Annotated in this window: 21 protein-coding genes and 1 pseudogene; 18 read left to right on the top strand and 4 right to left on the bottom strand. The window is 66.8% G+C overall.

Annotated features, from left to right (window positions below; genetic code table 11):
* The first annotated feature begins 663 nt into the window (after nucleotides 1-663).
* From R4I43_RS30555 to R4I43_RS30505, 11 genes are all read left to right on the top strand, one after another.
* Entirely contained in the window at nucleotides 664-1,089 is a 426-nt protein-coding gene (locus tag R4I43_RS30555) for a cupin domain-containing protein (protein WP_324269174.1), read from the top strand.
* Between the two features lie 120 nt (nucleotides 1,090-1,209).
* Nucleotides 1,210-2,370 carry an acyl-CoA dehydrogenase family protein gene (locus R4I43_RS30550; protein WP_324269173.1) on the top strand — a complete coding sequence of 387 codons (1,161 nt, stop codon included), beginning with the start codon at nucleotides 1,210-1,212 and terminating at the stop codon, nucleotides 2,368-2,370.
* Nucleotides 2,371-2,388: 18 nt separating this feature from the next.
* Nucleotides 2,389-3,246: a fumarylacetoacetate hydrolase family protein gene (locus R4I43_RS30545; RefSeq protein WP_324269172.1), complete on the top strand. Its 858-nt coding sequence runs from the start codon at nucleotides 2,389-2,391 to the stop codon at nucleotides 3,244-3,246.
* Between the two features lie 432 nt (nucleotides 3,247-3,678).
* Nucleotides 3,679-4,944: an MFS transporter gene (locus R4I43_RS30540; protein WP_324269171.1), complete on the top strand. Its 1,266-nt coding sequence runs from the start codon at nucleotides 3,679-3,681 to the stop codon at nucleotides 4,942-4,944.
* Nucleotides 4,945-5,120: 176 nt separating this feature from the next.
* The gene (locus R4I43_RS30535) at nucleotides 5,121-6,932 is read left to right on the top strand and encodes an ATP-binding protein (RefSeq protein WP_324269170.1); all 1,812 of its coding nucleotides are present in this window, start codon (nucleotides 5,121-5,123) and stop codon (nucleotides 6,930-6,932) included.
* A complete protein-coding gene (locus tag R4I43_RS30530) occupies nucleotides 6,929-7,678 on the top strand; it encodes an SDR family NAD(P)-dependent oxidoreductase (RefSeq protein WP_324269169.1) in 750 nt (249 codons plus the stop codon). Before R4I43_RS30535 ends, R4I43_RS30530 begins: the two co-directional genes overlap by 4 nt.
* The gene (locus tag R4I43_RS30525; protein WP_324269219.1) at nucleotides 7,678-8,559 is read left to right on the top strand and encodes an HpcH/HpaI aldolase/citrate lyase family protein; all 882 of its coding nucleotides are present in this window, start codon (nucleotides 7,678-7,680) and stop codon (nucleotides 8,557-8,559) included. Before R4I43_RS30530 ends, R4I43_RS30525 begins: the two co-directional genes overlap by 1 nt.
* A gap of 2 nt (nucleotides 8,560-8,561) precedes the next feature.
* Entirely contained in the window at nucleotides 8,562-9,026 is a 465-nt protein-coding gene (locus R4I43_RS30520) for a MaoC family dehydratase (RefSeq protein ID WP_324269168.1), read from the top strand.
* The gene (locus tag R4I43_RS30515; protein WP_324269167.1) at nucleotides 9,023-9,499 is read left to right on the top strand and encodes a MaoC family dehydratase; all 477 of its coding nucleotides are present in this window, start codon (nucleotides 9,023-9,025) and stop codon (nucleotides 9,497-9,499) included. The genes R4I43_RS30520 and R4I43_RS30515 overlap by 4 nt, the downstream gene beginning before the upstream one ends.
* Nucleotides 9,496-10,230 carry an SDR family NAD(P)-dependent oxidoreductase gene (locus R4I43_RS30510; RefSeq protein ID WP_324269166.1) on the top strand — a complete coding sequence of 245 codons (735 nt, stop codon included), beginning with the start codon at nucleotides 9,496-9,498 and terminating at the stop codon, nucleotides 10,228-10,230. The genes R4I43_RS30515 and R4I43_RS30510 overlap by 4 nt, the downstream gene beginning before the upstream one ends.
* 111 nt (nucleotides 10,231-10,341) lie before the next feature.
* Nucleotides 10,342-10,959 (top strand): TetR/AcrR family transcriptional regulator, encoded by a 618-nt coding sequence (locus R4I43_RS30505; protein WP_324269165.1) that lies wholly within the window; start codon nucleotides 10,342-10,344, stop codon nucleotides 10,957-10,959.
* A gap of 451 nt (nucleotides 10,960-11,410) precedes the next feature.
* On the opposite strand, the gene R4I43_RS30500 is transcribed toward R4I43_RS30505, so the two are convergent.
* Nucleotides 11,411-12,973, bottom strand: a complete 1,563-nt coding sequence (locus R4I43_RS30500; protein WP_324269164.1) for an acyl-CoA carboxylase subunit beta — start codon at nucleotides 12,971-12,973, stop codon at nucleotides 11,411-11,413.
* A gap of 144 nt (nucleotides 12,974-13,117) precedes the next feature.
* Between R4I43_RS30500 and R4I43_RS30495 the strand changes: the two genes are divergently transcribed.
* The 5 genes from R4I43_RS30495 (at nucleotide 13,118) to R4I43_RS30475 (ending at nucleotide 17,498) form a co-directional block, all read left to right on the top strand.
* The gene (locus tag R4I43_RS30495) at nucleotides 13,118-14,647 is read left to right on the top strand and encodes a class I adenylate-forming enzyme family protein (protein ID WP_324269163.1); all 1,530 of its coding nucleotides are present in this window, start codon (nucleotides 13,118-13,120) and stop codon (nucleotides 14,645-14,647) included.
* A 16-nt stretch (nucleotides 14,648-14,663) separates the two neighbouring features.
* The gene (locus R4I43_RS30490; protein WP_324269162.1) at nucleotides 14,664-14,993 is read left to right on the top strand and encodes an EthD family reductase; all 330 of its coding nucleotides are present in this window, start codon (nucleotides 14,664-14,666) and stop codon (nucleotides 14,991-14,993) included.
* 261 nt (nucleotides 14,994-15,254) lie between these two features.
* Nucleotides 15,255-16,100 (top strand): mycofactocin-coupled SDR family oxidoreductase, encoded by an 846-nt coding sequence (locus tag R4I43_RS30485; RefSeq protein ID WP_324269161.1) that lies wholly within the window; start codon nucleotides 15,255-15,257, stop codon nucleotides 16,098-16,100.
* 166 nt (nucleotides 16,101-16,266) lie between these two features.
* Entirely contained in the window at nucleotides 16,267-16,923 is a 657-nt protein-coding gene (locus R4I43_RS30480; protein ID WP_324269160.1) for an MFS transporter, read from the top strand.
* 50 nt (nucleotides 16,924-16,973) lie between these two features.
* On the top strand, nucleotides 16,974-17,498 hold the full coding sequence (locus R4I43_RS30475; protein ID WP_324269159.1) for a nuclear transport factor 2 family protein: 525 nt from the start codon (nucleotides 16,974-16,976) through the stop codon (nucleotides 17,496-17,498).
* Nucleotides 17,499-17,560: 62 nt separating this feature from the next.
* On the opposite strand, the pseudogene R4I43_RS30470 reads toward R4I43_RS30475, so the two are convergent.
* Nucleotides 17,561-18,349: pseudogene (locus R4I43_RS30470) on the bottom strand (LLM class F420-dependent oxidoreductase).
* Here R4I43_RS30470 and R4I43_RS30465 point away from each other — a divergent pair.
* Entirely contained in the window at nucleotides 18,348-18,521 is a 174-nt protein-coding gene (locus tag R4I43_RS30465) for a hypothetical protein (protein ID WP_324269221.1), read from the top strand. The pseudogene R4I43_RS30470 and the gene R4I43_RS30465 sit on opposite strands and share 2 nt — an antisense overlap.
* Before the next feature lie 53 nt (nucleotides 18,522-18,574).
* Here R4I43_RS30465 and R4I43_RS30460 read toward each other — a convergent pair whose 3' ends face one another.
* Both R4I43_RS30460 and R4I43_RS30455 read right to left on the bottom strand, forming a co-directional pair.
* A complete protein-coding gene (locus R4I43_RS30460; RefSeq protein ID WP_324269158.1) occupies nucleotides 18,575-19,078 on the bottom strand; it encodes a nuclear transport factor 2 family protein in 504 nt (167 codons plus the stop codon).
* 107 nt (nucleotides 19,079-19,185) lie between these two features.
* The gene (locus tag R4I43_RS30455; RefSeq protein ID WP_324269157.1) at nucleotides 19,186-20,298 is read right to left on the bottom strand and encodes an alkene reductase; all 1,113 of its coding nucleotides are present in this window, start codon (nucleotides 20,296-20,298) and stop codon (nucleotides 19,186-19,188) included.
* A gap of 616 nt (nucleotides 20,299-20,914) precedes the next feature.
* Here R4I43_RS30455 and R4I43_RS30450 point away from each other — a divergent pair.
* Nucleotides 20,915-21,757: a mycofactocin-coupled SDR family oxidoreductase gene (locus tag R4I43_RS30450; RefSeq protein ID WP_324269156.1), complete on the top strand. Its 843-nt coding sequence runs from the start codon at nucleotides 20,915-20,917 to the stop codon at nucleotides 21,755-21,757.
* Nucleotides 21,758-21,760: the final 3 nt, after the last annotated feature.

The following is a 21,760-nucleotide window of genomic DNA, read 5'->3' as shown; positions in this document are numbered from 1 at the left end:
ACACGGCTTCTGCTTTCCGAAACTGGTTGAAGCAGGTTGCTTTTGCTGTCCCATGTGTCCCGGGGTGGGGCCACCTGGGACACCGGGTCGGGACGTGGGTGGTCGGGTCTTGAACTGTGTGAACACGGATTGGTCATTGCCGAGGACGGGTTCCGTGGGGGTGTCCCGGGATGTCCCCACGTTGGCTCGGGTGGCATTCGGCAGGCGCGAGTATTCGGCCAGGTGTGTCCCGGGTGGCATTGCTGGCGAGACCAACTTGCCGGGTATCGCCTATCTCGACAACTTGGTAACCACGATCAGTTCAGCGACAAATGAAGCCAATGTCCGGAACGTCGGGGCCTGGTGGAAGCGCGTTGGTGGTGCTCGTCGGCGAGCTCGGCATAGTGGCGGCTGCATGGATGCCGCCCTGTTGCTTCATCGCGGCGGGCCGGTTCGCGGTGGCGTATTGCTCTCCACAGGTCGCGCTCCGGGTCCGGCGGGCGGTAGGTCGAGTGTGTCGCAGGTGATCGGCCCGAGTGAATCTTGCGCTGCATCGTCGCTGATAAACGAACACCCGCTCGTCTATATGTCCTCTGAGCTGCTGGGCTAGTCAAAAATGACAGTAGACGAGCGATCGCACGTTCGTTACGCTTCGTGGGTCCGAGTCGATGAGGAGGAGCTGAGATGGCCAAGGACGACGTTCCCGTTGTGACCCGGAGCGGCCAGGAGGACACCGGTACTGGGCAGTCGGGTGGCGCGGTGCGCATCTCGGGTGTCGGTCCGCAGCGCACGCCCGCCACGAAGATCTGGTACGGCAAGGTCAGCAACGAGCCGGGGTACCGGTCTCTGCCGCACCACCACGGCGAGGCCGAGACCGGCGGTTACGTCCTCAAGGGCAAGGGGCGGATCTGGTTCGGCCCGAACTACTCCGAGCACGTGGACCTGGCCGAGGGCGACTTCGTGTTCGTCCCCCCGTTCATGCCGCACGTCGAGGGCAACCTGAGCATCACCGAGGAGCTGGTCTGGCTGACCTGCCGGACGCCGGACAACATCGTGGTCAACCTCGACGATGTCGACGACAGCACCCTCGACGGTTATCGGCGCGCCTGACCAGGCCCCCTTCGGAACAATCGGCGTCGAACGCCGCACGGCGGTAGGCGGCAGAAAGGCTCGAGCATGCAGAGCGGCATGGCAGGCGGGCAGGTGCGACCCCCCGGATGGAAGGTCGACGTGGTGGGGACGGACTCACCGGATCAAGCCGAGATCCGGGAACTGATCCGGTCGATCCTCGCCGACCACGCGCCGGACGAGCACGTCGCCCGGCTCGACGAGTCGGAGACCTTCGACGAGGAGTTCTACGACCACCTCGGTGCCGCCGGGCTCATCGGCCTGGGTGCTGACCCGGCGACCGGCGACGATGCGGACCCCCGTCACGAGATCGTGGTGCTGGAGGAGCTCGGGGCCAGCCACACCTCGATGGCCGTCTGCTTGGTCGTGCAGTACATGGCTCTGCGCCTGCTCAGCCACTACGGCGACGACGAGCAACGCAAGCGTGTGCTCGTACCGCTCGCGGAGGGGCACCAGCGCCTCGCGTTCGCGCTCTCGGAGGAGGACGGCGGAACCGACATCGCCCGAGCCATGCGCACCAAGGCCGTTCGGGACGGTTCAGGGTGGGTGCTTTCCGGTCGGAAGACGTGGATCTCGGGCGCGGCGATGTCCGGGCACGCGATCGTGTTGGCCCGCACGGCGGAGGACGCGCGCTCCGCGATCGACGGCATCACGATGTTCCTGGTGCCGCTGGATGCTGACGGGGTTTCCGTGCGCGTGCTCGACACCGCCGGCATCCACGGCCTCGACACCTGCGAGGTCACCTTCGACGAGGTCCGGGTTGACGACTCGACTCTGTTGGGTGAGGTCGGAGCAGGGTTCCGGCAGGTCATCGGAACCCTCAACGGTGAGCGGCTCAACGCTGCCGCCGTCGCACTGGGCATCGCACGCGGGGCACTGCGCAGTGCAGTTCAGTATGCCTCCCAACGGCAGGCGTTCGGCCGGAGCGTCGGAGCTTTCCAGGCGCTGCAGCACAGCCTCGTCAACGGAGCGGTCCAGGTCGAATCGGCCCGCGGGCTGCTGATAAGGGCGGCTGATGCCGCCAGCGACGGGAATGAGCAGTCGGACAACTACTCCGCGATGGCCAAGATCGCTGCGGCTGTTGCGGCCACCGACATCACCGATGCGGGGATGCGAGTCATGGGCGGAGCGGGGTACAGCCGCGAGTACCCGATGCAGCGCTACTTCCGCGACGCCCGCCTCTACACCTTCGCGCCGCTGACCAACGAGATGCTGCGCAACTTCGTCGGCGAGCGCTGGCTCGGCCTGCCGCGCTCCTACTGAACCGGAGTCGTTGAGACCATGAAGCTACTGTCCTACCGAAGTGCTGATCGTCGGTCGTGGGGTGCGCTCGTCGATCGCGAGATCGTCGACCTGGGGCGCGCGAACCCGGCCTGGCCGACCCTGGCCTTCGCGCTTGGCGAGGCTGGAGCCGACGGCATCGGACGCGCGGTTACCGCGGCGGCGAACACCACGCACCGGGTCGCGCTCGACTCCGTCGAGCTCCTACCGGCGGTGCCGGACCCGCAGAAGGTCCTGTGCGTGGGGCTGAACTTCGAGAAGCACCGCATCGAAACCGGGCGAGAGCGAACCGAGCACCCGGTGATCTTCACCAGGTTCGCGGACACCTTCGTCGGCCACGGCGCCCCGCTGGTCCGTCCGGCCGCGAGCGAGTGCTTCGACTTCGAGGGTGAGGTCGCCTTGGTGATCGGGCGCGGTGGCCGTCGCATCGCGCCGGAGGACGCGCTGGCGCACATCGCTGGAATCACCTGTCTCAACGACGGTTCGATCCGGGACTTCCAGTCGCACACCCACCAGTTCACCCCGGGCAAGAACTTCCCGGCGACAGGGTCGATGGGGCCGTGGCTGGTCACGCTGGATGAGATCGCCGACCTGGCGGAGCTGGAGCTGATCACCCGTCTCAACGGAGCAGAGGTTCAGCGCGCGCCGCTGTCGGACCTGACCTATTCGATCCCGGAGATCGTCGCCTACTGCTCGTCCTGGACCGAGCTGCGACCGGGAGACGTCATCGCTACCGGAACACCCGGCGGGATCGGTGCCCGCCGAGAGCCCCCGCTGTGGATGGAACTCGGTGATGTCTGCGAGGTGGAGGTGTCCGGGGTCGGCGTACTGCGGAACACGATCCTCGACGAGGGCTGAGGACGCCGGCCTCGCACGGGCTGACGTGTCCAGTGTGAAAAACGTACGCACGTTCATAGGAGGTGTAGATGGACAGCCCGCTCGTCAGTGTTGCCGAGCTGGGAGCAGACCGACCGCTCCTGGAGATCGAGTTCTTCCTCGGACAGCGCCACCCGTCTTCGCTCTGAAGGGGCGAGCGTCTGGAGTCCCCGGCCTTCTCGCTCATCCCACTCCTGAGCGAACCGTTGCGAATCGGTGAGACGTCGTTTCGCAAGTAACGAACGGATGATTGTTCGTTTCCATGTGAACTTTGGCCTCCGCTGCGGTCGGCCACCCCAGTCCGAGCAGAAAAGACTTCCCATGTCTGAATTCACCGAATCGACAAGACAGGCAACCCAGCCAACCCAGCCAGTTACCACGGGGCCCGCAGACGAGCGGGCCGCGCGAAGAGCCGTGGCCAGCGGAACGTTCGGCACCGCCATGGAGTGGTTCGACTTCGCCGTATACGGCACGCTGTCGGCCACCCTGTTCCCGAGCCTGTTCTTCCCGAGCTTCGACGACAACACGGCCGTGCTGGCCTCCTTCGCCACCTTCGGTGCGGGCATGCTGGCCCGGCCGCTGGGCGGCATCGTTTTCGGTGTTCTCGGCGACAGGATCGGCCGACGCAACGTGCTCATGTTCACGCTCGTGCTCATGGGTCTGGCCTCGGTCCTCATCGGGCTGCTGCCCACCTACGCCGTCGCCGGGATCCTGGCGCCGGCCCTGCTCGTGGCGTTGCGATTCCTGCAGGGCTTCGCCCTCGGAGGTGAGGCCAGCGGCGCGCAGATCTTGGTGGTCGAGCACGCGCCTGACGACCGCCGGGGCATGATGGGCGGGATCCTCGCGATCGGTTCGCCCCTCGCGCAGACGATGGCTTCGGTCGTGCTGGCGGGACTCGCGGCGGTGCTGTCCCAGGAGGCCTTCGCCTCGTGGGGCTGGCGAGTTCCCTTCCTGATGGGTGTGTTGCTCCTCGGCGTGGGCATGTTCATCCGCCGGCGTATCGAGGAGACGACCGCGTTCAAGGAGAGCCAGCAGCGAGCCGAAGCCTCGGAGGTTCCGCAGGAGCGGGCGCTCGCCGTGCTGCGGCGCCGTCCGGGAACGGTGCTCAAGCTGGTTCTGTCCTGGGGCGCATCGACGGGTCTGTTCTGGATCTGTGTCACCTATGCCGTGAACTACATGACCAAGGAGCTGGGATACGCCAACTCCGTGACCTTCTCGCTGCTGGTCATGGCGAACCTCATCTCCGTGCCCGCCGCGATCTACGGTGGCAGGTTCAGCGACCGCGTGGGGCGCAAGAAGACGTTCATCGTCGGCTTGACGATGCAGGGCCTTGCGGCCGGCACCATGTTCCCGATCATGAACAGCATGAACTTCCCGGCGAGCGTCGCCGTGGTCGCGCTCGCGCTGTGCGGTATCCAGATCACCGCGGGCACCCAGGCGGCCTTCTTCTCCGAGGCGCTGCCGACGAACATGCGCTACACAGGGTCCGCGCTGGGCATGACCTTCGCCGGGCTCATCTTCGGTGCGCCCATTCCGTTCGTGGCCGCGTGGATCTTCCAGAACACGAGCAACGGGACTCTCGCGCTCTCGGCGATCGGCGTAGGGCTCGTGTTGGTGTCGATCACCGCGACGGTTCTCCTGCCGGAGCACTACAAGAGGGCGCTGCACGAGGACCTCTGATCGCCGGTGATGCCGGGAGCGGCGGTCCTCCAGCGGTCGCTGTTCCCGGTATCCAGTCTGCTTCGCGAACAATCGTTCGCCTATGTGGGTGCCGTGACCTGCATTTCTTGACCGGGAATCACGCGCAAGCCTAGATTGAAAAAACGAGCGCACGTTCGTCAACAAGGGAGAGATCGATGGGCCAGGTGCCGCGAGAGCAGGCAGGACGAGGAGCCGCTGGGGCTCTGTCGAAGGTGCTCGTCGCCAACCGCGGAGAGATCGCGGTCCGGATCGTCCGCACGTTGGCCGAGCACGGCATCGCCAGCGTCGCCGTGCACTCCGACGCCGATGAGAAGGCGCTGCACGTGCGCATCGCCGACGAATCGGTCGCACTCCCCGGAACGGCTGCGACCGAAAACTACCTCGACATCACCAGGATCGTCCGCGCGGCGCAGGACAGTGGTGCGGACGCGATCCACCCCGGTTACGGATTCCTCGCCGAGAACGCTGAGTTCGCTCGCGCGGTCACCGACGCCGGGCTGGTGTTCATCGGCCCGAGCGGCGACGCCATCGAGGTCATGGGGGAGAAGGTCGCCGCGCGCCGGGTCGCCGCGCAGGCGGGTGTTCCGCAGGTTCCGGGCACGACCGAGCCGGTCACCAGCGCAAACGAGGTCCGCGCCTTCGGTGCCGAGCACGGTTACCCGGTGGCGGTGAAGGCGTCCTTCGGAGGCGGCGGGCGGGGGATGCGCACGGTCGCCGGGCCGGACGAGGCCGAGGAGGCCTTGGCCTCGGCCCGTCGCGAGGCCGGAGCCGCCTTCGGCAACTCCGAGGTCTACCTGGAGCGCTACCTGTCGGCGGCGCGCCACGTCGAAGTGCAGATCTTCGCCGACGCTCACGGCAACGCCGTGTGGCTGGGTGACCGCGATTGCTCGGTGCAGCGACGCCACCAGAAGCTGGTGGAGGAGTCCCCGGCGCCAGGGCTGCCGGACGATTTGCGGGCGGAGATGGGCGAGGCCGCGGTGCGGCTGGCGAAAGCGGTCGGCTACGTCGGTGCGGGCACGGTCGAATACCTCGTGGAGGACGGGCGGTTCTACTTCCTGGAGATGAACACCCGCATCCAGGTCGAGCACCCGGTGACCGAGGCCGTGCTCGGAATGGACCTGATCGCAGAGCAGCTTCGGGTCGCGGCCGGCGAGCGGTTGAGCGAGCCCACATCGGGCCCCGCCCCTCGCGGACACGCGATCGAGTGCCGCATCAACGCCGAAGACCCGGCGGGTGGTCTGTTCGTGCCCAGCCCTGGGCCGATCCACGCACTGCAGGCTCCGATGCGTCCTGGAGTGCGGTTCGACTCCGGGTACGAGAGCGGCGACGAGGTCGCGCCGCATTACGACAGCATGATCGGCAAGCTCGTCGTGTGGGGCCCGGACCGCGCCACGGCGATTCGGCGCACGCTGGCCGCGCTCGACGAACTTGTCGTTGACGGGGTGCCGACCACTATCCCTGCCGCCAAGGCCGTTCTGGCTCACCGCGACTTCGCCGGTGTCACGTTCACGACCCGGTGGTTGGAGCGCGCGGTCGAGTTCCCCGCTGCGGTTGGCCTCGTGACCGAGGAAGCGTCCGATGCCGAGGACGACGAAGGCGGGCGGGACGAGGTCTGGGTCGGCGGCCGGCGATACGTCATCCCCTTCTTCGCAGGGGCAGGTACTGCGGCCCCGGCGGAACCGCCCGCACGTCGGTCGCGGGGGAGCGGGACCAAGCGGAAGGCCGCAGGAGGGCCCGGTGCTGGCAGTTCGGGCGCGGTGAGCAGTCCGATGCAAGGCACCGTCATCGCGGTCAAGGTTGTCGACGGCGACGTCGTGACGGTCGGGCAGGTTCTGTTCGTGGTGGAGGCGATGAAGATGGAGAACCCGGTTCGCTCGACTGCCGATGGAACGGTCGGCGAGGTCGGCGTGGCGGTGGGCGACGTCGTCACCGCCGGCGCGCCGCTGGCCGTGGTGGTGCCCGCATGAGCGCCGGAACAGCACTGATCACCGGAGCCGCAGGCGGTTTGGGGTCGGCCATCGCGCGCCGGCTCGCGTCCCAGGGGCGTCCCGTGGTTTGCCTCGATCTCGACCAGGAAGCCGCGCAGCGGACAGCCGAAACCATCGGCCAGAACGGGGGGAGTGCTGTCGGATACGGCGTTGACATCACCGATGAGGCGTCAGTGCACGAGCTGCGCGAGTCCCTTGCTGGTCGGAGCATGTTGCCGCAGCACATGATCAACGCGGCCGGGATCCTGTTCCGCGGCCAACTCGACACCACCGACACCGCGACCTTCCGCAAGGTGCTCGACGTCAACGTGACCGGCGCCTACACGGTGACTCGCGAGTTCGCCGCCGACCTGGCTTCCACCGGCGCTGGTCGGGTGGTCAACATTGCCTCGATCGCTGGGATGAACGGCTACGAGTTCACCGCCTACGCCACCTCCAAGGGCGCGCTGGTCAACCTCACCCGGGCTTTGGTCCTCGACTTCTGGGGCAAGGGCGTGACTGTGAACGCGGTCTGCCCCGGGCCGATGCGCACGCCCATGCTCAACTCGGCTGCCATGGAGGCGTTCCTCCGCAAGACACCCACCCGGCACATTCCGAGCGCGGACGAGGTCGCCGGTTGGTGTGCGTTCCTGCTGTCCGAGGAGGCCGCGAACATCAACGGCCAGACCGTTGTCGTCGACGGCGGTGCGACCGCGGTCTTCCGCTACACCGAGGAGGAGGCGTGATGAAGCCGTACCGCTCCTTGCTGTTCGTGCCCGGGCACAAACCCGACTGGGCCGACAAGGGTGTGAGATCCGGAGCCCACGCGCTCATCTTGGACCTCGAAGACGCCGTCCCGGCTGAGGCGAAGGACGACGCCCGCTCGGCGGCTGCTACCACTGTCGACCGACTCGGCAAGGGCGCGACCGGTCTGGTGGTCCGAGTGAACCCGCTCGAGACGGATCTGTTCGGCAAGGACATCGCGACGGTCGTCCGCCCCGGGCTCACGGCGTTGCTGCTGCCCAAGGTCTACGGACGCGACGATATCGTCGCCTACGACGCGCTGGTCACCGCTGCCGAGATCGAACGCGGCCTGCCGCGCGGAACGGTGGGCCTGATCCCGTCCCTGGAGACGGCGCGGTCACTGACCAACGTGGACGAGATCGCCTCGGCTCCCCGGGTGGTCAGCCTGATGGCCGCCGCCGCGAAGGACGCCGACATCTCCCGCGAAGTCGGATTCACCTGGAGCCCGGCCGGGCTGGAAACCCTCTTCCTGCGGAGCAAGGTCGTGCTGGCAGCCCGCTCTGCCGGGCTTGAGCACGTCGTGCTCGGGTTGTGGCAGGAACTGCGCGATCTCGACGGTTTGCGTGTCTTTGCCCGTGCCAACCGCGATCTCGGCTTCGGGGGACAAGTCGTCATCCACCCGTCGCACGTCGGACCGGTCAACGAGACCTACACCCCCGATGCGGCCGAACTGGACCGGTTGCGACGGCTCGTCGCGGCCTACGAGGACGGAGCCCGCGCCGGTCAGGGAGCGGTGTTGTTCGAGGGCGAGCACATCGACCTGGCCCACGCGCAGAGCGCCCGATCCGTCCTGGCCGTGGCCGGGCACAACGAGGAGGAATGAGCATGGCAGGCCTGTACTTCGAGGAATTCGTGGTCGGTGAGGTCCACCGGCACGCCGTGACCCGCACGGTGACCGAGACCGACAACCTGCTGTTCACGACGCTGACCATGAACCCGCAGCCGCTGCACCTCGACGAGGAGTTCGCCAAGGGCTCGATGTTCGGCACCCGGATCGTGAACTCGGTGTTCACCCTGGGGCTGGTCGCGGGCATTCACGTCAACGACCTGACGCTGGGCACCACGGTGGGCAACTTGGGCTTCGAGGACGTGCAGTTCCCGAAACCGGTGCTGATCGGCGACACGCTCCGCGTCGAGAGCGAAGTGCTGGAGGTGCGCGAATCACGGAGCCGTCCGGAAACCGGCATCGTGAAGCTCGAGCACCGCGCGCTCAACCAGCGCGACGAGCTGGTCTGCCGCCTGCGCCGCGCAGCCCTGATGAAGCGCCGGCCCGCCGAGGTGACGGCATGAGCGCGGTGACCGGGCAGGGCCGGGTGTTCTGGGAGGACCTGACCGTCGGGGACGCGCTGCGGGGGCCGGGGGTGACGATCACCGACTCGCACCTGGTCCAGTGGGCGGGCCTGACCGGGGATTGGGTGTCGTTGCACCTGGACGAGTCCTACGCCCAGGAAGCGGGTTTCGCGGGCCGGATCGCCCACGGGCCATTGTCGCTGTCCCTTTCGCTCGGGCTGCTCACGCAAACAGGCATCTTCGGCAACGTGCAAGCCTGGCTCGGGCTCGACGAAGTCCGGGCGACGGCACCGGTGTTCATCGGCGACACCGTCCACCCGGAAGCCGAGATCGCCGCAGCCCGCCCGACGAGCAAACGGGACCGGGGAATCTGGACGCTCTCCTACCGGACTGTCAACCAGCGAGGCGAGACCGTGATGACCTTCGCCAGCAGCTTCATGGTCCGCCGGCGCCCCGAAGGCGGTGAACGATGAGGCCGGGTCTGGTCGGCGTCGTGACCGGGGCCGGATCAGGACTCGGCCGGGCGTCCGCTGAGCTGCTGCTGGACCACGGTGTCCGCGTCGCGGGGTGGGACATCAGCGACGACGGCCTGACATGGCTGTCCCGCCGCGAATCCGCGCGCACGACGGTCGTCGACGTCACGGACGCGGCTCAGGTCGCCGCAGCAGCGGACGAGGTGCGTGGCACGTGGGGCCGGGTGGACTTCCTGGTGAACTCCGCCGGCATCTTCGTCCTCGGCTCACTGGCCGACGTCGAGGCCACTGACGTGCGGCGGCTGTTCGACATCAACGTCACCGGAACGACGCTGGTGACACAGTCGTTGCTGCCGGATCTGATCGCTGCCCGCGGCGCGGTGGTCAACCTCTCCAGCACGGTGGCGCTGAAGGCCTCGGTCTCCAACGCCCACTACGCGGCTTCGAAGGCGGCCGTCGCCCAGCTCACCCGCTGCTGGGCTCTCGAACTGGCACCCCACGGAGTCCGGGTGAACGCCGTCGCGCCGGGCCCGACCAACACGCCCCTGTTCGCCACGGCGGGCATGGACTCCGCGACCACGGAGGCATTCCTTGCCCAGCGCGCCTCCACCATCCCGCTGGGCCGCACCGGGGAGCCCGTCGAGGTGGCCAGGTGGATCACTCGCTTCATCGACGACGAGTGGATCACCGGTCACGTCCTGCCGGTCGACGGGGGCACGTCGATCGCCTGAGCACGACACGAGCGGGCTAACAAACGGCTGCTTGTTCGCCATCCGCTAGAATGGCGGATGAGGAACACCCAGCGAGGCCCTTCGGCCTCCCATTACGGATCGGAGCACCGCATGCCGCGCCCCACGAACGGCGTTCGCACGCCTGATGCCATCCGTGAGGCGGCGATCGAGCTCTTCTACGAACACGGCTACGAGGCCACGTCGCTGCGCGAGGTGGCGGCCAAGGTCGGCATCCGCGTCGGCAGCTTGTACAACCACATCAGCGGCAAGGACGAGCTGCTCAGCTCGATCATGATCGGCATCATGGACGACCTGCTGGCCGCTCTGCGCAGCGTGCTGCGCGAACACGAGGACGATCCGGTCGCGGCCCTGCGCGCCTGCGTGGACACCCACATCCGGTTCCACGCCCAGCGTGCCCGTGAGGTCTTCATCGGCAACTCCGAGCTGCGGGCGCTGCCCGCCAAGGAACATCGGCGTGTGGTCGGCAAGCGCGACCAGTACGAGAAGCTCATCCGCGGTGTCATCGAGAAACTGTCCGCGGAGGGGAAGGCCGAGGTCGTCGACGCGCGGCTGCAGACTTACGCGATCGTCGCGATGGGAACCCACGTGGCGTCGTGGTACAAGCCGCGCGGCGGCATGTCCCTCGAAGCGATCGTCCAGACCTACACCGAGCTGATCCTGCGCCAGGTCGGAGTGCCCACCGAGGCCGTGGCCGCGATCGACAACTGAAACCGCACCAACCGACGACCGGGGTGACCGGGCTGAACCCGGTCACCCCGGTCGTCGTTGCTGCACTAACCGCGTACCCGGCGTCGCCGCCGCCGTAGCGCCTGGTCGGACTCGGTCAGCGGCGCCCCGGCAGCGACGGGCTCCGGCAGGTCTGGATTGGCGATGCAGGGCCGTCCGAACACGACCGCATCGACATACCCGCTGACCGCCGCGGACTCCGCAGAAGCGTCTGGTAGCCGCCTGCGGCCACGACCTTGGCCGCACAGCGCGCTACGCGTCACGTCCCGAGTGCCGGCGAGGTTCTCCGAACCGTCGATGCCGGGCTCAACGATGTGCAGGTACGTGGGTCATCGGGGCCATCACGAACCGGCCGCACAGCCGCAATGCTCCCAATTCGACCGGCTCGAACAGGGAGCTGAGCGCCATGTGCGCGTCCTCCTCGGGCCCGGGCTCAGACGGGGGTGACGGCCTGGCGGCGCGCGGCGGGCGGGGTGGCGCGACGCCGGTAGACCGACAGGCGGCGGCGCAGCTCGCCGCGCAGCTCATTGGCAGGGACGACGGCCTCGACGGCGTTCTCGTTGGCGATCTTGAACACGTCGATGCCCTCGGCGTACTCGGCCTGCTTGTCGGCCACGAAGCGCTTGCGCTCCTCGGGATCCTCGATGGCCTGGATGCGGTTGTAGTGCACACCGTTGACGGCGGCGTCCGGACCCATCAGCGCAGGCTTGGCGGTGGGCAGCGCGATGACGGCGTCCGGTTTCATCGGTGCACCGGACATGGCGAGGTACCCGCCGCCGTAGGCCTTGCGCACGAGCACGGCGATGCGCGGCACCCGACTCTCGGCGACGGCGAAGAGCATCTTGGCACCGTGGCGGATGATGCCCTGCTTCTCGACCTCCGAGCCGATCATGTACCCGGCGATGTCGACCAGGAAGATGATCGGGATGTTGTAGGCGTTGCAGGTCCAGATGAACCGGGCGGCCTTGTCGGAGGAATCGGGGAACAGCACGCCACCGCGCTGGATCGGCTGGTTGGCGATCAGGCCGACGCTGTGGCCCTCGATCCGCGCGTAGCCAGTGACCAGCTCGGGAGCGAAGAGATCCTTGTAGGGCAGGAACGAGTCCTCGTCGACCAGGGCGTCGATGAGCTCGTGCACGTCGTAGACCTCGGACTCGCGCTCCGGGACCACTTCTTGGACGGTTCGAGCCGAAGCGGGCTCTGCTGCCGGGGCTACCGGCGGTTTCTCCTCCCAGTTTGACGGCAGGAACGACAGCCAGACGCGGATCGCCGCGATGGCCTCTGCGTCGTCTTCCACCAGGCAGTCGCCGAGCCCAGAGGTGCGGCAGTGCATCTCGGCGCCGCCCATCTCCTCCAGTGTCACGTTCTCGCCGGTGACCATTTCGGCCAGGCGGGGCGAGCCGAGGTAGGCCGTGGCGTGCCCGCGCACCATGATCGTGAAGTCGCACAGGGCCGGGACGTAGGCGGATCCGGCGGGGGAGGGGCCGAACAGCGCGCACACCTGCGGGACGCGTCCGGAGATCTGCACCTGGTTGTAGAAGATGTTGCCCCACGCGCGGCGACCGGCGTAGCTCTCGAACTGCTCGTCGATCCGGGCGCCGGCGGAGTCGAACAGGTAGACCAGCGGGATGCCGGTCTCGTCGGCGATCTCCTGGGTTCGGGTGATCTTCTCGAACGTCCGCTTTCCCCAGGTCCCGGCCTTGACGGTGAAGTCGTTGGCGATGACCGCCACCTCGCGCCCGTCGACCTTGCCGATGCAGGTGACCACCGCGTCGCCGGGCAGGCCCTCGTCGTAGCGAGCCAGGAGGCCGTCCTCGAACGACCAACCGTCGTCGAACAGCAGCTCGAGGCGCTGACGGACGAGCATCTTGCCGGACTCGAGCACCTTCGCGCGGTTCTTCTCCGAGCCGCCGAGCCGTGCCTGCTCCAGCCTGCGTCCGAGTTCGCCGTGCACGTCCTCGGCGCTGGTCGCGGGGCGGTCCTGGATGTCGGTCATCAGCACTCCTGGTTACGCAGTTAAAAACGAACGAGCGACCGTATGTTACCGCGACTTGCTGGGAAGACAAGAAGTCGAGATAGACAAACGTGCATTCGTTTCCTAGGCTCTCCGGCAAGTTCGGAGTGTGCGGAGGAGACAACGATGTGGACCCTTGCCGACTGTGTGCGCCTCAACGCCCGCAGGCACCCCGACCGGGACGCGGTGGTCGACGAGACCGGCCGACTGACCCATCGCGAGCTCAGTACCCGGGCGGAGGGCATCGCCCGCGGGTTGCGGGCCTCCGGGATCAGGCGCGGTGATCACGTCGGAATCCTGGCCGGTAACTCGATTTTCTGCGCCGAGGCGTTCCTCGGCGTCATCACCGCCGGTGCCGTGGCCGTGATGTACAACTGGCGCTGGGCCACTGCCGAGCTGGTTCAGGGCATCGCCTCCACGGACGCCCGCCTGGTCCTGGTCGAGGCGCAGTTCGAGGACGCCCTGGACGCGGCGATGGCCACCGGAGATCTCGACCCCGCGTTGAGCGTGGTCAGGCAGGGCGAGGGGTTCGAAGGGCTCGTCACCACGCCGGGGCCGGCCGTCGAGCCGGACGTCGGACCGGACGACCCGATGTGCGTGCTGTTCACCGGAGGAACCACGGGGTTCTCGAAGGGTGTCGTGCTGGCCCATCGTTCCGGCATCGTGAACTCGGTCAACGAGCGGCTCGACGTGGGAATCGCCAGCGCAGCGGAGAACGTCGGGCTCAACGTGACGCCGATGTTCCACTCGGCCGCGCTGCTGTGCGTGTTCGCACCGCACTACATGAGCGGCGGCACCAACGTGATGCTGCATCGCTTCGACGAGCAGCAGATCGGCGAGCTGGTCGAGCGCGAGCGGATCACCACGTCGTTCATGATCCCCAACATGGTGCGCCGGCTCTTGCAAGCGGGCATCTTCGAAACCCCGGGATTCCAGAAGTACCTCCGCCAACTTCACAGCGGTGGAGGGCTGCTGCGGATGCCGGACAAGCGAGCCGTGCGCGAGCTGACCCCGCAGGTGCGCATGTACTTCCGCTACGGGCTCACCGAGGCCGGACCGATGGTGACCCGGCTGCTCGACCGCGACATCATGCGACCCGAGCTCGACGGCTCCATCGGCCAGGAGTACTCCATGGTCGAGGCCCGGGTGGTCGACGTGGTGACGGGCGAGCCGCTCGGGCCCGGTGAGCTCGGTGAGATCGCCGTGCGCGGGCCGGCGGTGATGCTCGGCTACTACAACAACCCCGAGGCCACGGCCGCGGCCCTGCGCGAGGGATGGCTGCACACCGGCGATCTGGTGACCCAGGACGAACAGGGCTACTTCTACTTCCGCGACCGCGCGAAGGACCTGATCAAGTCGGGCGGGGAGAACGTCTACGCCTCGGAGATCGAGCAGGTCCTCTACACCCACCCCGCTGTCATGGAGTGTGGAGTGCTGGGCGTCTCCAGCACCGAGTGGGACGAGGAGGTTCGGGCCGTGGTGGCGCTGCGACCCGGTCAGAGCGCGACCGAGGGCGAGCTCCGCGAGCACCTGCGTCGTTCGCTCGCCGGGTACAAGATCCCGAAGCGCTTCGTGTTCCTCGAGCCGGGCTCCATGCCCGTCAACCCCAGCGGAAAGATCGTCAAGAGCAACCTGCGCCAGCTCGTCGGCTGGTAGCGGAAAGGACCCAGTGATGTCGGTCAAGATCGTCGCGATGTTGAAGGCGCTGCCCGGGTTGTCGCGGGAGGAGTTCCTCACCTACTGGCAGCAGGAACACCCCGCCCTGGTCTGGCAGCTGCCGGGCCTGCGCGCCTACCGGCAGAACCCGGCCATCGAACATCGCAAGTCCTGGCCTTACGACGGAATGGCCGAGCTGTACTTCGACACCGTCGACGACGTGCGCACCGCCTTCGCCTCCCCGCAGGCCGAACCCCTCCACGAGCACGAGAAGCACTTCCTCGACACCATCGACTGGTTCATCGCCACTGAGACGACCGTCGAACCCGTTGGCAGCGTCGATTAGTGAAGTTGGCACGGAGCGGACGTAAATCGGCGCACATCGCTACGGCTGGTCGATCGATCTCCTATCAGGATGAGTGCGCATCGAAGCGTCACGTCCGGAGAGGCAGAGGTGTCACGGCCGAGTGCGCCGCCGTCTCGAAAGCCCTTGTATTCCAATCGGAACCGTCGTGGACATAGGGCGCTGAGGGAACCGGGCGTCGATCCAGACGGTCTCGATGGCAGTCGCAGGTCTGAAACCACAGTTGTGCGAGGAGGCACACCCATGGGACGGATGGACAACAAGATCGCCTTCATCACCGGTGCGGCCAGAGGGCAGGGGCGAGCTCATGCCCTGCGGCTGGCCGGCGAAGGCGCGGACATCATCGCCACGGACATCGCCGGGCCGGTGGACACCGTCGGCTATGAGGCGGCGACCGCGCAAGACCTCGCCGAGACCGTGCGCGCTGTCGAGGCGCTGGGGAGGCGGGCGGTGTCCTTCACCGCCGACGTGCGCGATTTCAATACTCTTCAGGCCGGGCTCGACGCAGCCGTCGGTGAGCTCGGTGGTCTGGACGTCCTCGTCGCGAATGCGGGCATCCTCAATGACGTCCGCAACAGCTGGCAGCTCGACGAAGCCCAGTGGCAGACAATGATCGACGTCAACCTCGGCGGGGTCTGGCACTCCACGAAGGCGGCGATCCCGCACATCATCGATCGCGGGCCGGGTGGCTCGCTGATCCTCATCAGCTCCACCGGCGGGTTGCGCGGCATCCCCGGGATCTCGCACTACAACGCCGCCAAGCACGGCGTCACGGGACTCGCCCGCACCCTGGCCAACGAGCTCTCCCCGCACCGGATCCGGGTCAACTCCATTCACCCCACGAACGTGCGCACGCAGATGATCGACAACCCGAGCAGCGCGCGCATCTACTGTCCCGATCTGGAATCACCCACGCTCGAGGACGCGATGCCCACGCTCGCCAGGATCAACATGTGGGACGTGCCGTACGTCGACACAGACGACGTCGCCAACGCGGTGCTCTTCCTCGCCTGCGAGGAGTCCCGCTACATCACCGGCACCGCGCTGCCGGTCGACCTCGGTATGAGCATGAAGTTCTCGGGAGCGTAGACGCACCCCTGCCTCATCGCAGTTGATCGGCCGAAAACCCGCTCACAGCCTCAAAGGAGAAGCGTGGGATGCCAGAGATTTCGAAGTCGATCAGAAACCGATCGGTCCAAGAGGAACTCACCAAGGAAGATCACGCGAATGCCAAAAGCGCGGTCATGTCCAGCAAGTGCTGTCGGAGAGGTCGGAGGAGCGGACACCAGTATTGCGCGTCTTTCGAACGCATCCGATCCAAGTGGTCCGAACTGCGTTGGTGCTGTTCCAAGGTTTCGGGGTGACCCTGGTCTTCGGGTTCGGGCTGAGCTACGCGACCCAGCCCCAGTTCGGCATCGAACTGCCCTATTCCACGATGCTTTGGGTGGCAATCGTCTCCAATGCATCGGCACTGATCACGCGCCCGCTGTTCGGGATGCTCGCCGACCGGGTGGGGCGCCGACCGGTCATGGTCACCGGTCTTCTCGGGTCCGCCATCGTCGGGTTCGGATACTTCACAGCGATCGCGGACCGCAACGTTCCGCTCGTCTTCGTGCTGGGGATCCTTCTGGCCGGGGGTGCGCTCGCTGCGACGACCGGGGTCTTCATGGCGTTCATCGGCGAGCAGTTCGACACGTCGGTTCGAATGTCGGGCAGTTCCATCGGTTTCATGCTGGGAATCTCGGTCGGTGGATTTGCTCCGACGATCGCCGCGGCTCTGGTCACCGAAACCGCGTGGATTCCGGCGCCACTGCTGCAAGCGGCCGGGATGCTTGTCACCGCATCCGCTGTCTTCTTCGCGCCCGAGACCTGTCGCGTGCCCTTGCGCGACCTGGGTAAGGCCAGCCGTTGAAACGGGAGTTGGGTTCACAACCTCCAGGAGCGGATGCGTGTCATGACCGCGTGCGACGAAGTCGATGGGCTCGTCGATTTCAGGACGTACCAGCAGATCTGCCGGGTCAGTCCCAGTACTGCTTCTACGTCGACACCAAGGAGTGGGACCGGCTTCGGATGTTGTTCAGCGAAGAAGCCACTTTCGCCGGTTTCTCCTACACAACAGACGATCCCTATGACTTCGTCCGTGGCGTGTCTTCGTTCCTGGAGAGTGTGCGCTCCGTACACCACGCGATGATGCCGGAGCTGCGAGCGATCGACGAGCGTCGAGTCCGCGGCCGGTGGAGCATGCACGACATGCTCACGTGGGAGCCGGATTCCTTCGTCTACAAGGGAATCGAAATCCCCGGAATGCACGGCATCAACGGGTACGGGTACTACGACGAGGAGTACACGCGGGTCGGCGGCAAGTGGTACATCTCGCACATGCAGCTGACCCGTCTTCGGATCGACCCGCTCTTCGGCGGACTTGTCGAACCGCCCCGCTATGACGTCCCACCACCGGATACGGAGTGGTTTGTCCCGGATCGCTGAGGGGCTCCACCAGCTCGGCTGCCACGCTCACCCCAGAGGTGTACGGCAGCCGAGCGGGGCGCTCATCCCCAGTTTCTGGCGACGGCTGCGAGCTCGTCGAGCTTCCGCAGGGATTCCGCCTCGGGCATGGTGGGGAGCCGGAACGTGACGCGTTCTGCGCCGATTTTGGCCCAGGCATCGATCGTCGCCGGCCGCGGTTCGACGGCGGACACGGTCATCGGCACATCTGGCCTGCCCTTCTCTGCGAGAACCTCCCGCTGGCGCTGAACGTCGTCGATCGGGATGAGAGCTCGGGGCAGCCAGGCATCACCGTGCTCGACGACCCGGGCCAGGGCGGCATCGCTCTCCCCGCCGAGGTAGATCGGTGGGTGTGGGGACTGAACCGGCTTCGGCCAGCAGTAGAGCGGAGCGAAGTCGATGTGTTCACCGTGGTATTCGGCTTCGTCCTTGGTTCAGAGCTCCTTGAGCGCTGCCAGTTGCTCGGTCATCAGCCGTCCGCGCCGACGGGGATCGACACCGTGATTGCGCATCTCCTCGCGATTCCAGCCTGCCCCGACGCCGAAGAGGAGGCGTCCGCGGGAGATCAAGTCGAGGCTGGCTGCGGATTTCGCGGTGTGGATGATGTCCCGTTGCGGCAGCAGCACTATTGCGGTGCCGAGCAGCAGGGTGCTGGTGGTGGTCGCCATCGCGGTCAGAGCGACGAACGGGTCGAGCGTGCGGTAGTACTCGCGGGGGAGGTCGTCGCCCCCGGGAAACGGTGATGTCCGTTCCTTCGGGATGTGCGAGTGCTCGGCGATGAACACGGAGAGGCAGGGTCGATGGCTGGGGCGACAGGATGGCATGCACGGCATGTGCGGGAAGGTCGTGCTGATCGTCGCCATCGGTAGTCACGTCTCGTCCTGGTACAAACCCCGGGGCAAAATGTCGCTCGACACCATCGTCGACACCTACACGGAGATGATCTTCCGGCAGATCGGGTTCGCGTCGGTCGCCGCGCCTGCAGTTTCGAGCCCCTTCTGGTGATCGGCCGGTCCGGGGACGCCACGCCGCACCCGCGGCCGGCCGATCGCGGGTCATCAGAACGCGCTGTCGAAGCCGGCGAACAGTCGTGCGATGCGCCACACTCCGTCTTCGCCCTTGTGCAGGTCGCACCGGTAGAAGCCTGACGTGACGACGTGCACCGCTCCGTCGCTGCTGGAGGTGAGCATCAGGTACGAAACGGTGCTCGCGGTGGAGGCGTCGAGGTCTTCGACGATATCGGAGACGAGCATGTGGCGACGTTGGTCGTTCTGGACCGTCATGTGCCCTTCGAGGAACTCCGCGATCGCCGGCCATCCCCGGAACGGCCCGATGTCGGTCTTTCCTGCCACGCTTCCGAGGAATTCGGCGTCGTCGGTAAAGCAACCGCGCAGGACCTCGAGACGCCGTTCATCGTAGGCGAACCCGTATCGATGCAGCGTGTCGATGACGTGCGCGCGGTCAAGCTCCTGCTGGTTTTCCTGGACAGCCTGGGGCGGTTTCAGGTTCAGGATGCCTTCGGCATGTCCCCATGCGGGGGTGGTGTTGGTTCCGTTGGTCACCGATCCTCCTACGTTGTTGTACTGGATTGGTAGCCCGTGACGCGTTTCGGGGTGTTGGGCGAGATGCCGGCCGGATGGCCGTCTCCGGTCGCCCGGCACGCGCGTCATCAGCTGCTCGTCGTGGCTCGGTCGAGCGTCGGGTAGTCGATGTATCCCTCGTCGCCGCCTCCGTAGAAGGTGGCGCGGTCCGGTTCGTTCAGGGGCGCACCGGCGATGAAGCGCGCGGGCAGGTCGGGGTTGGCGATGTAGGGTCGTCCGAACGCAACCGCGTCGGCGTGGCCCTTGGTCAGGATCGCCCCGGCCGATGCGGCGTCGAAGCCGCCGGCCGCGATGATGTTTCCGCTGTAGTGGGTGCGGGCCCACGAGCAGTCCAACATGTCGGCCGGCCGGCTCGCGACGGACTCGGATCCGTCGATGCCGGGCTGCACCAGGTGGAGGTAGCCGAGGTTCGCCTCGTCGAGCATTTCGAGTACGTGGGCGAACAGCGCCTGCGGGTCCGAGTCGGCCATGTCCTGGTATGAGCTGCTCGGGGAGAGCCGGACACCGACCCGTTCCGCGCCGATCGTGGCGCTGACCTCTCGGACGATCTCGTTCAGGAGGCGTGCCCGGTTGGCGATGCTCCCGCCGTAGCGGTCCGTCCGGTGGTTGGAGTTGTCCTGGAGGAACTGGTCGACGAGGTAGCCGTTGGCGGCGTGCACTTCTACGCCGTCCAGGCCCGCTCGGACGGCGTTCGCGGCGGCGCGCGCGTACTGCGCCACGATGACCGGGATCTCCAGTGTTTCCAGGGCGCGCGGCTCCACGTGCGGGGTTCTCCCGCCGCGGGCGAAGGTGATGCCGTCGATGGCGATGGCCGACGGCCCGACCTGTGGCTGAGCGCCTGGCTGCAGGGATGGGTGAGAAGCACGGCCTGTGTGCCACAGCTGGGCGACGATCGTTCCGCCTTCCGCGTGCACCGCGTCGGCGACCTCCGCCCACGAGCGCGTCTGCTCGTCGGTCCAGATTCCGGGTACCTTGGGATTCCCGACGGCGACGGGCGAGATGCAGATACCTTCGGAGACGATCAACCCGGCCGTGGCCCGCTGGCGGTAGTAGACCGGAGCCGAATCCGGCAGCGTGCCGTCGTGCCGGGCGCGGCTTCGGGTCATCGGTGCCATCACGAACCGGTTGCGCAGCCGCAGGGCGCCGAAGTTGATCGGGTCGTACAACGAACTGTCAGCCATTTGCTGCTTCCTCCTGGGGCTGGGGTGGACGGAACAGGCCGGTGTCACGGACTGGCGGCGGTCGGCCAGCGGCGTGGCGCGGGATCGGTAGATGTTCAAGTGCGCGTGCAGTCCGCGCAGCTCGTTCGCGTACTCCTCCGGTCCAGCGAGACGGGCTTGCTCCAGTACGGGGGCTAGCCGTGCATGTCCTCGGCGCTCGTTGTGGGGGCTCGTGAACGAAAGTCATCGTGGCTCCGAACGGGTCTGGAAAAAACGAACGAGCGACCGTATGCTACCGCTACTAGCGGCCAAGGCAAGGTGTTTTGGCTGTGAAAAACGTACAACCGTTCGCCTAGGATTGCCGAGGAGGTCTGAGCGTTCGGAGGTGGCCCTACGGCGGAACGGCGAAGCTCTACTTCGACTCAGTCGACGACGTCCAGGCGGCGTTCGCCTCACGCAGCCCGAGCCGCTACGGGAGCACGAGGAGTATTCCCTCGACAGCATCGACTGGTTCATCGCGAGCGTCAGTGTGTGCCGATCGAGTCGTGAAGCCGACCGCGGGTCGGTGGTTTCTCGGACATGCGTGCCGCGAGATGGGCGGCCGGCAGAACAGCGACGACAAAGGAGTTGTCCGCATATGAAACGATTCGAAGGCAAGGTCGTTTTCGTCACCGGTGTGGCGCGTGGTCAGGCCAGGCAGCACGCGGTGCGCTTCGCCCGGGAAGGGGCCCACATCGTCGGCCTCGACCTCGCCGACGACATCTCCACGGTGCACTACCCCTCTGCCAGTCGCGCGGACCTCGACGAGACGGCCCGCCTCATCGAGACGGAAGGCGGGAAGCACGTCCTGCACCAGGGCGACGTTCGAGATCAGGCTGCGATCGACAAGGCGGTGCAGGACGGTCTCGAGCGCTTCGGGCGGATCGACATCGTTCTCCCTATGGCCGGCATCACCTCGCTCGGAGCGTTGTGGGAGCTCTCCGACGAGCAATGGAATGAGATGATCGGCATCAACCTCACCGGGGTGTGGCGGACGCTGCGCGCCACCATCCCGCACGTGATCGCGGGCGAGAGCGGTGGGTCGATCGTGCTCACCGGTTCGATCGCCGGCCTGATGGGCATGCCGTACCTCGGGCACTACACGGCGTCGAAGCACGGGATCAACGGGATCATGCGATCTCTCGCCAACGAACTCGCTCCGCATGCGATCCGGGTCAACAGCGTCAACCCGACCAACGTGGCCACCCCTATGATCCACAACGACGCGACCTACCAGCACTTCTGCCCGGACGTTCACGGAGCGACGCAACAGGACGCGATTCCGGTCTTCCAGTCCTACAACCTGCTGCAGACGCCCTGGATCGAACCCGACGACGTTTCGAACGCGGTTCTGTGGTTGTGCTCCGAGGAAGCTCGCTACCTCACCGGGGTCGCACTTCCCGTGGACACCGGGACGACCGTGAAGTGGCCCGGGAACTGAGGG

The sequence above is a fragment of the Saccharopolyspora mangrovi genome, assembly GCF_035320975.1.
GTDB classification, from domain to species: Bacteria; Actinomycetota; Actinomycetes; order Mycobacteriales; family Pseudonocardiaceae; genus Saccharopolyspora; species Saccharopolyspora mangrovi.
The sequence above is the reverse complement of the archived record's forward strand: the minus strand, read 5'-3'. Positions and strand labels throughout refer to the sequence as shown.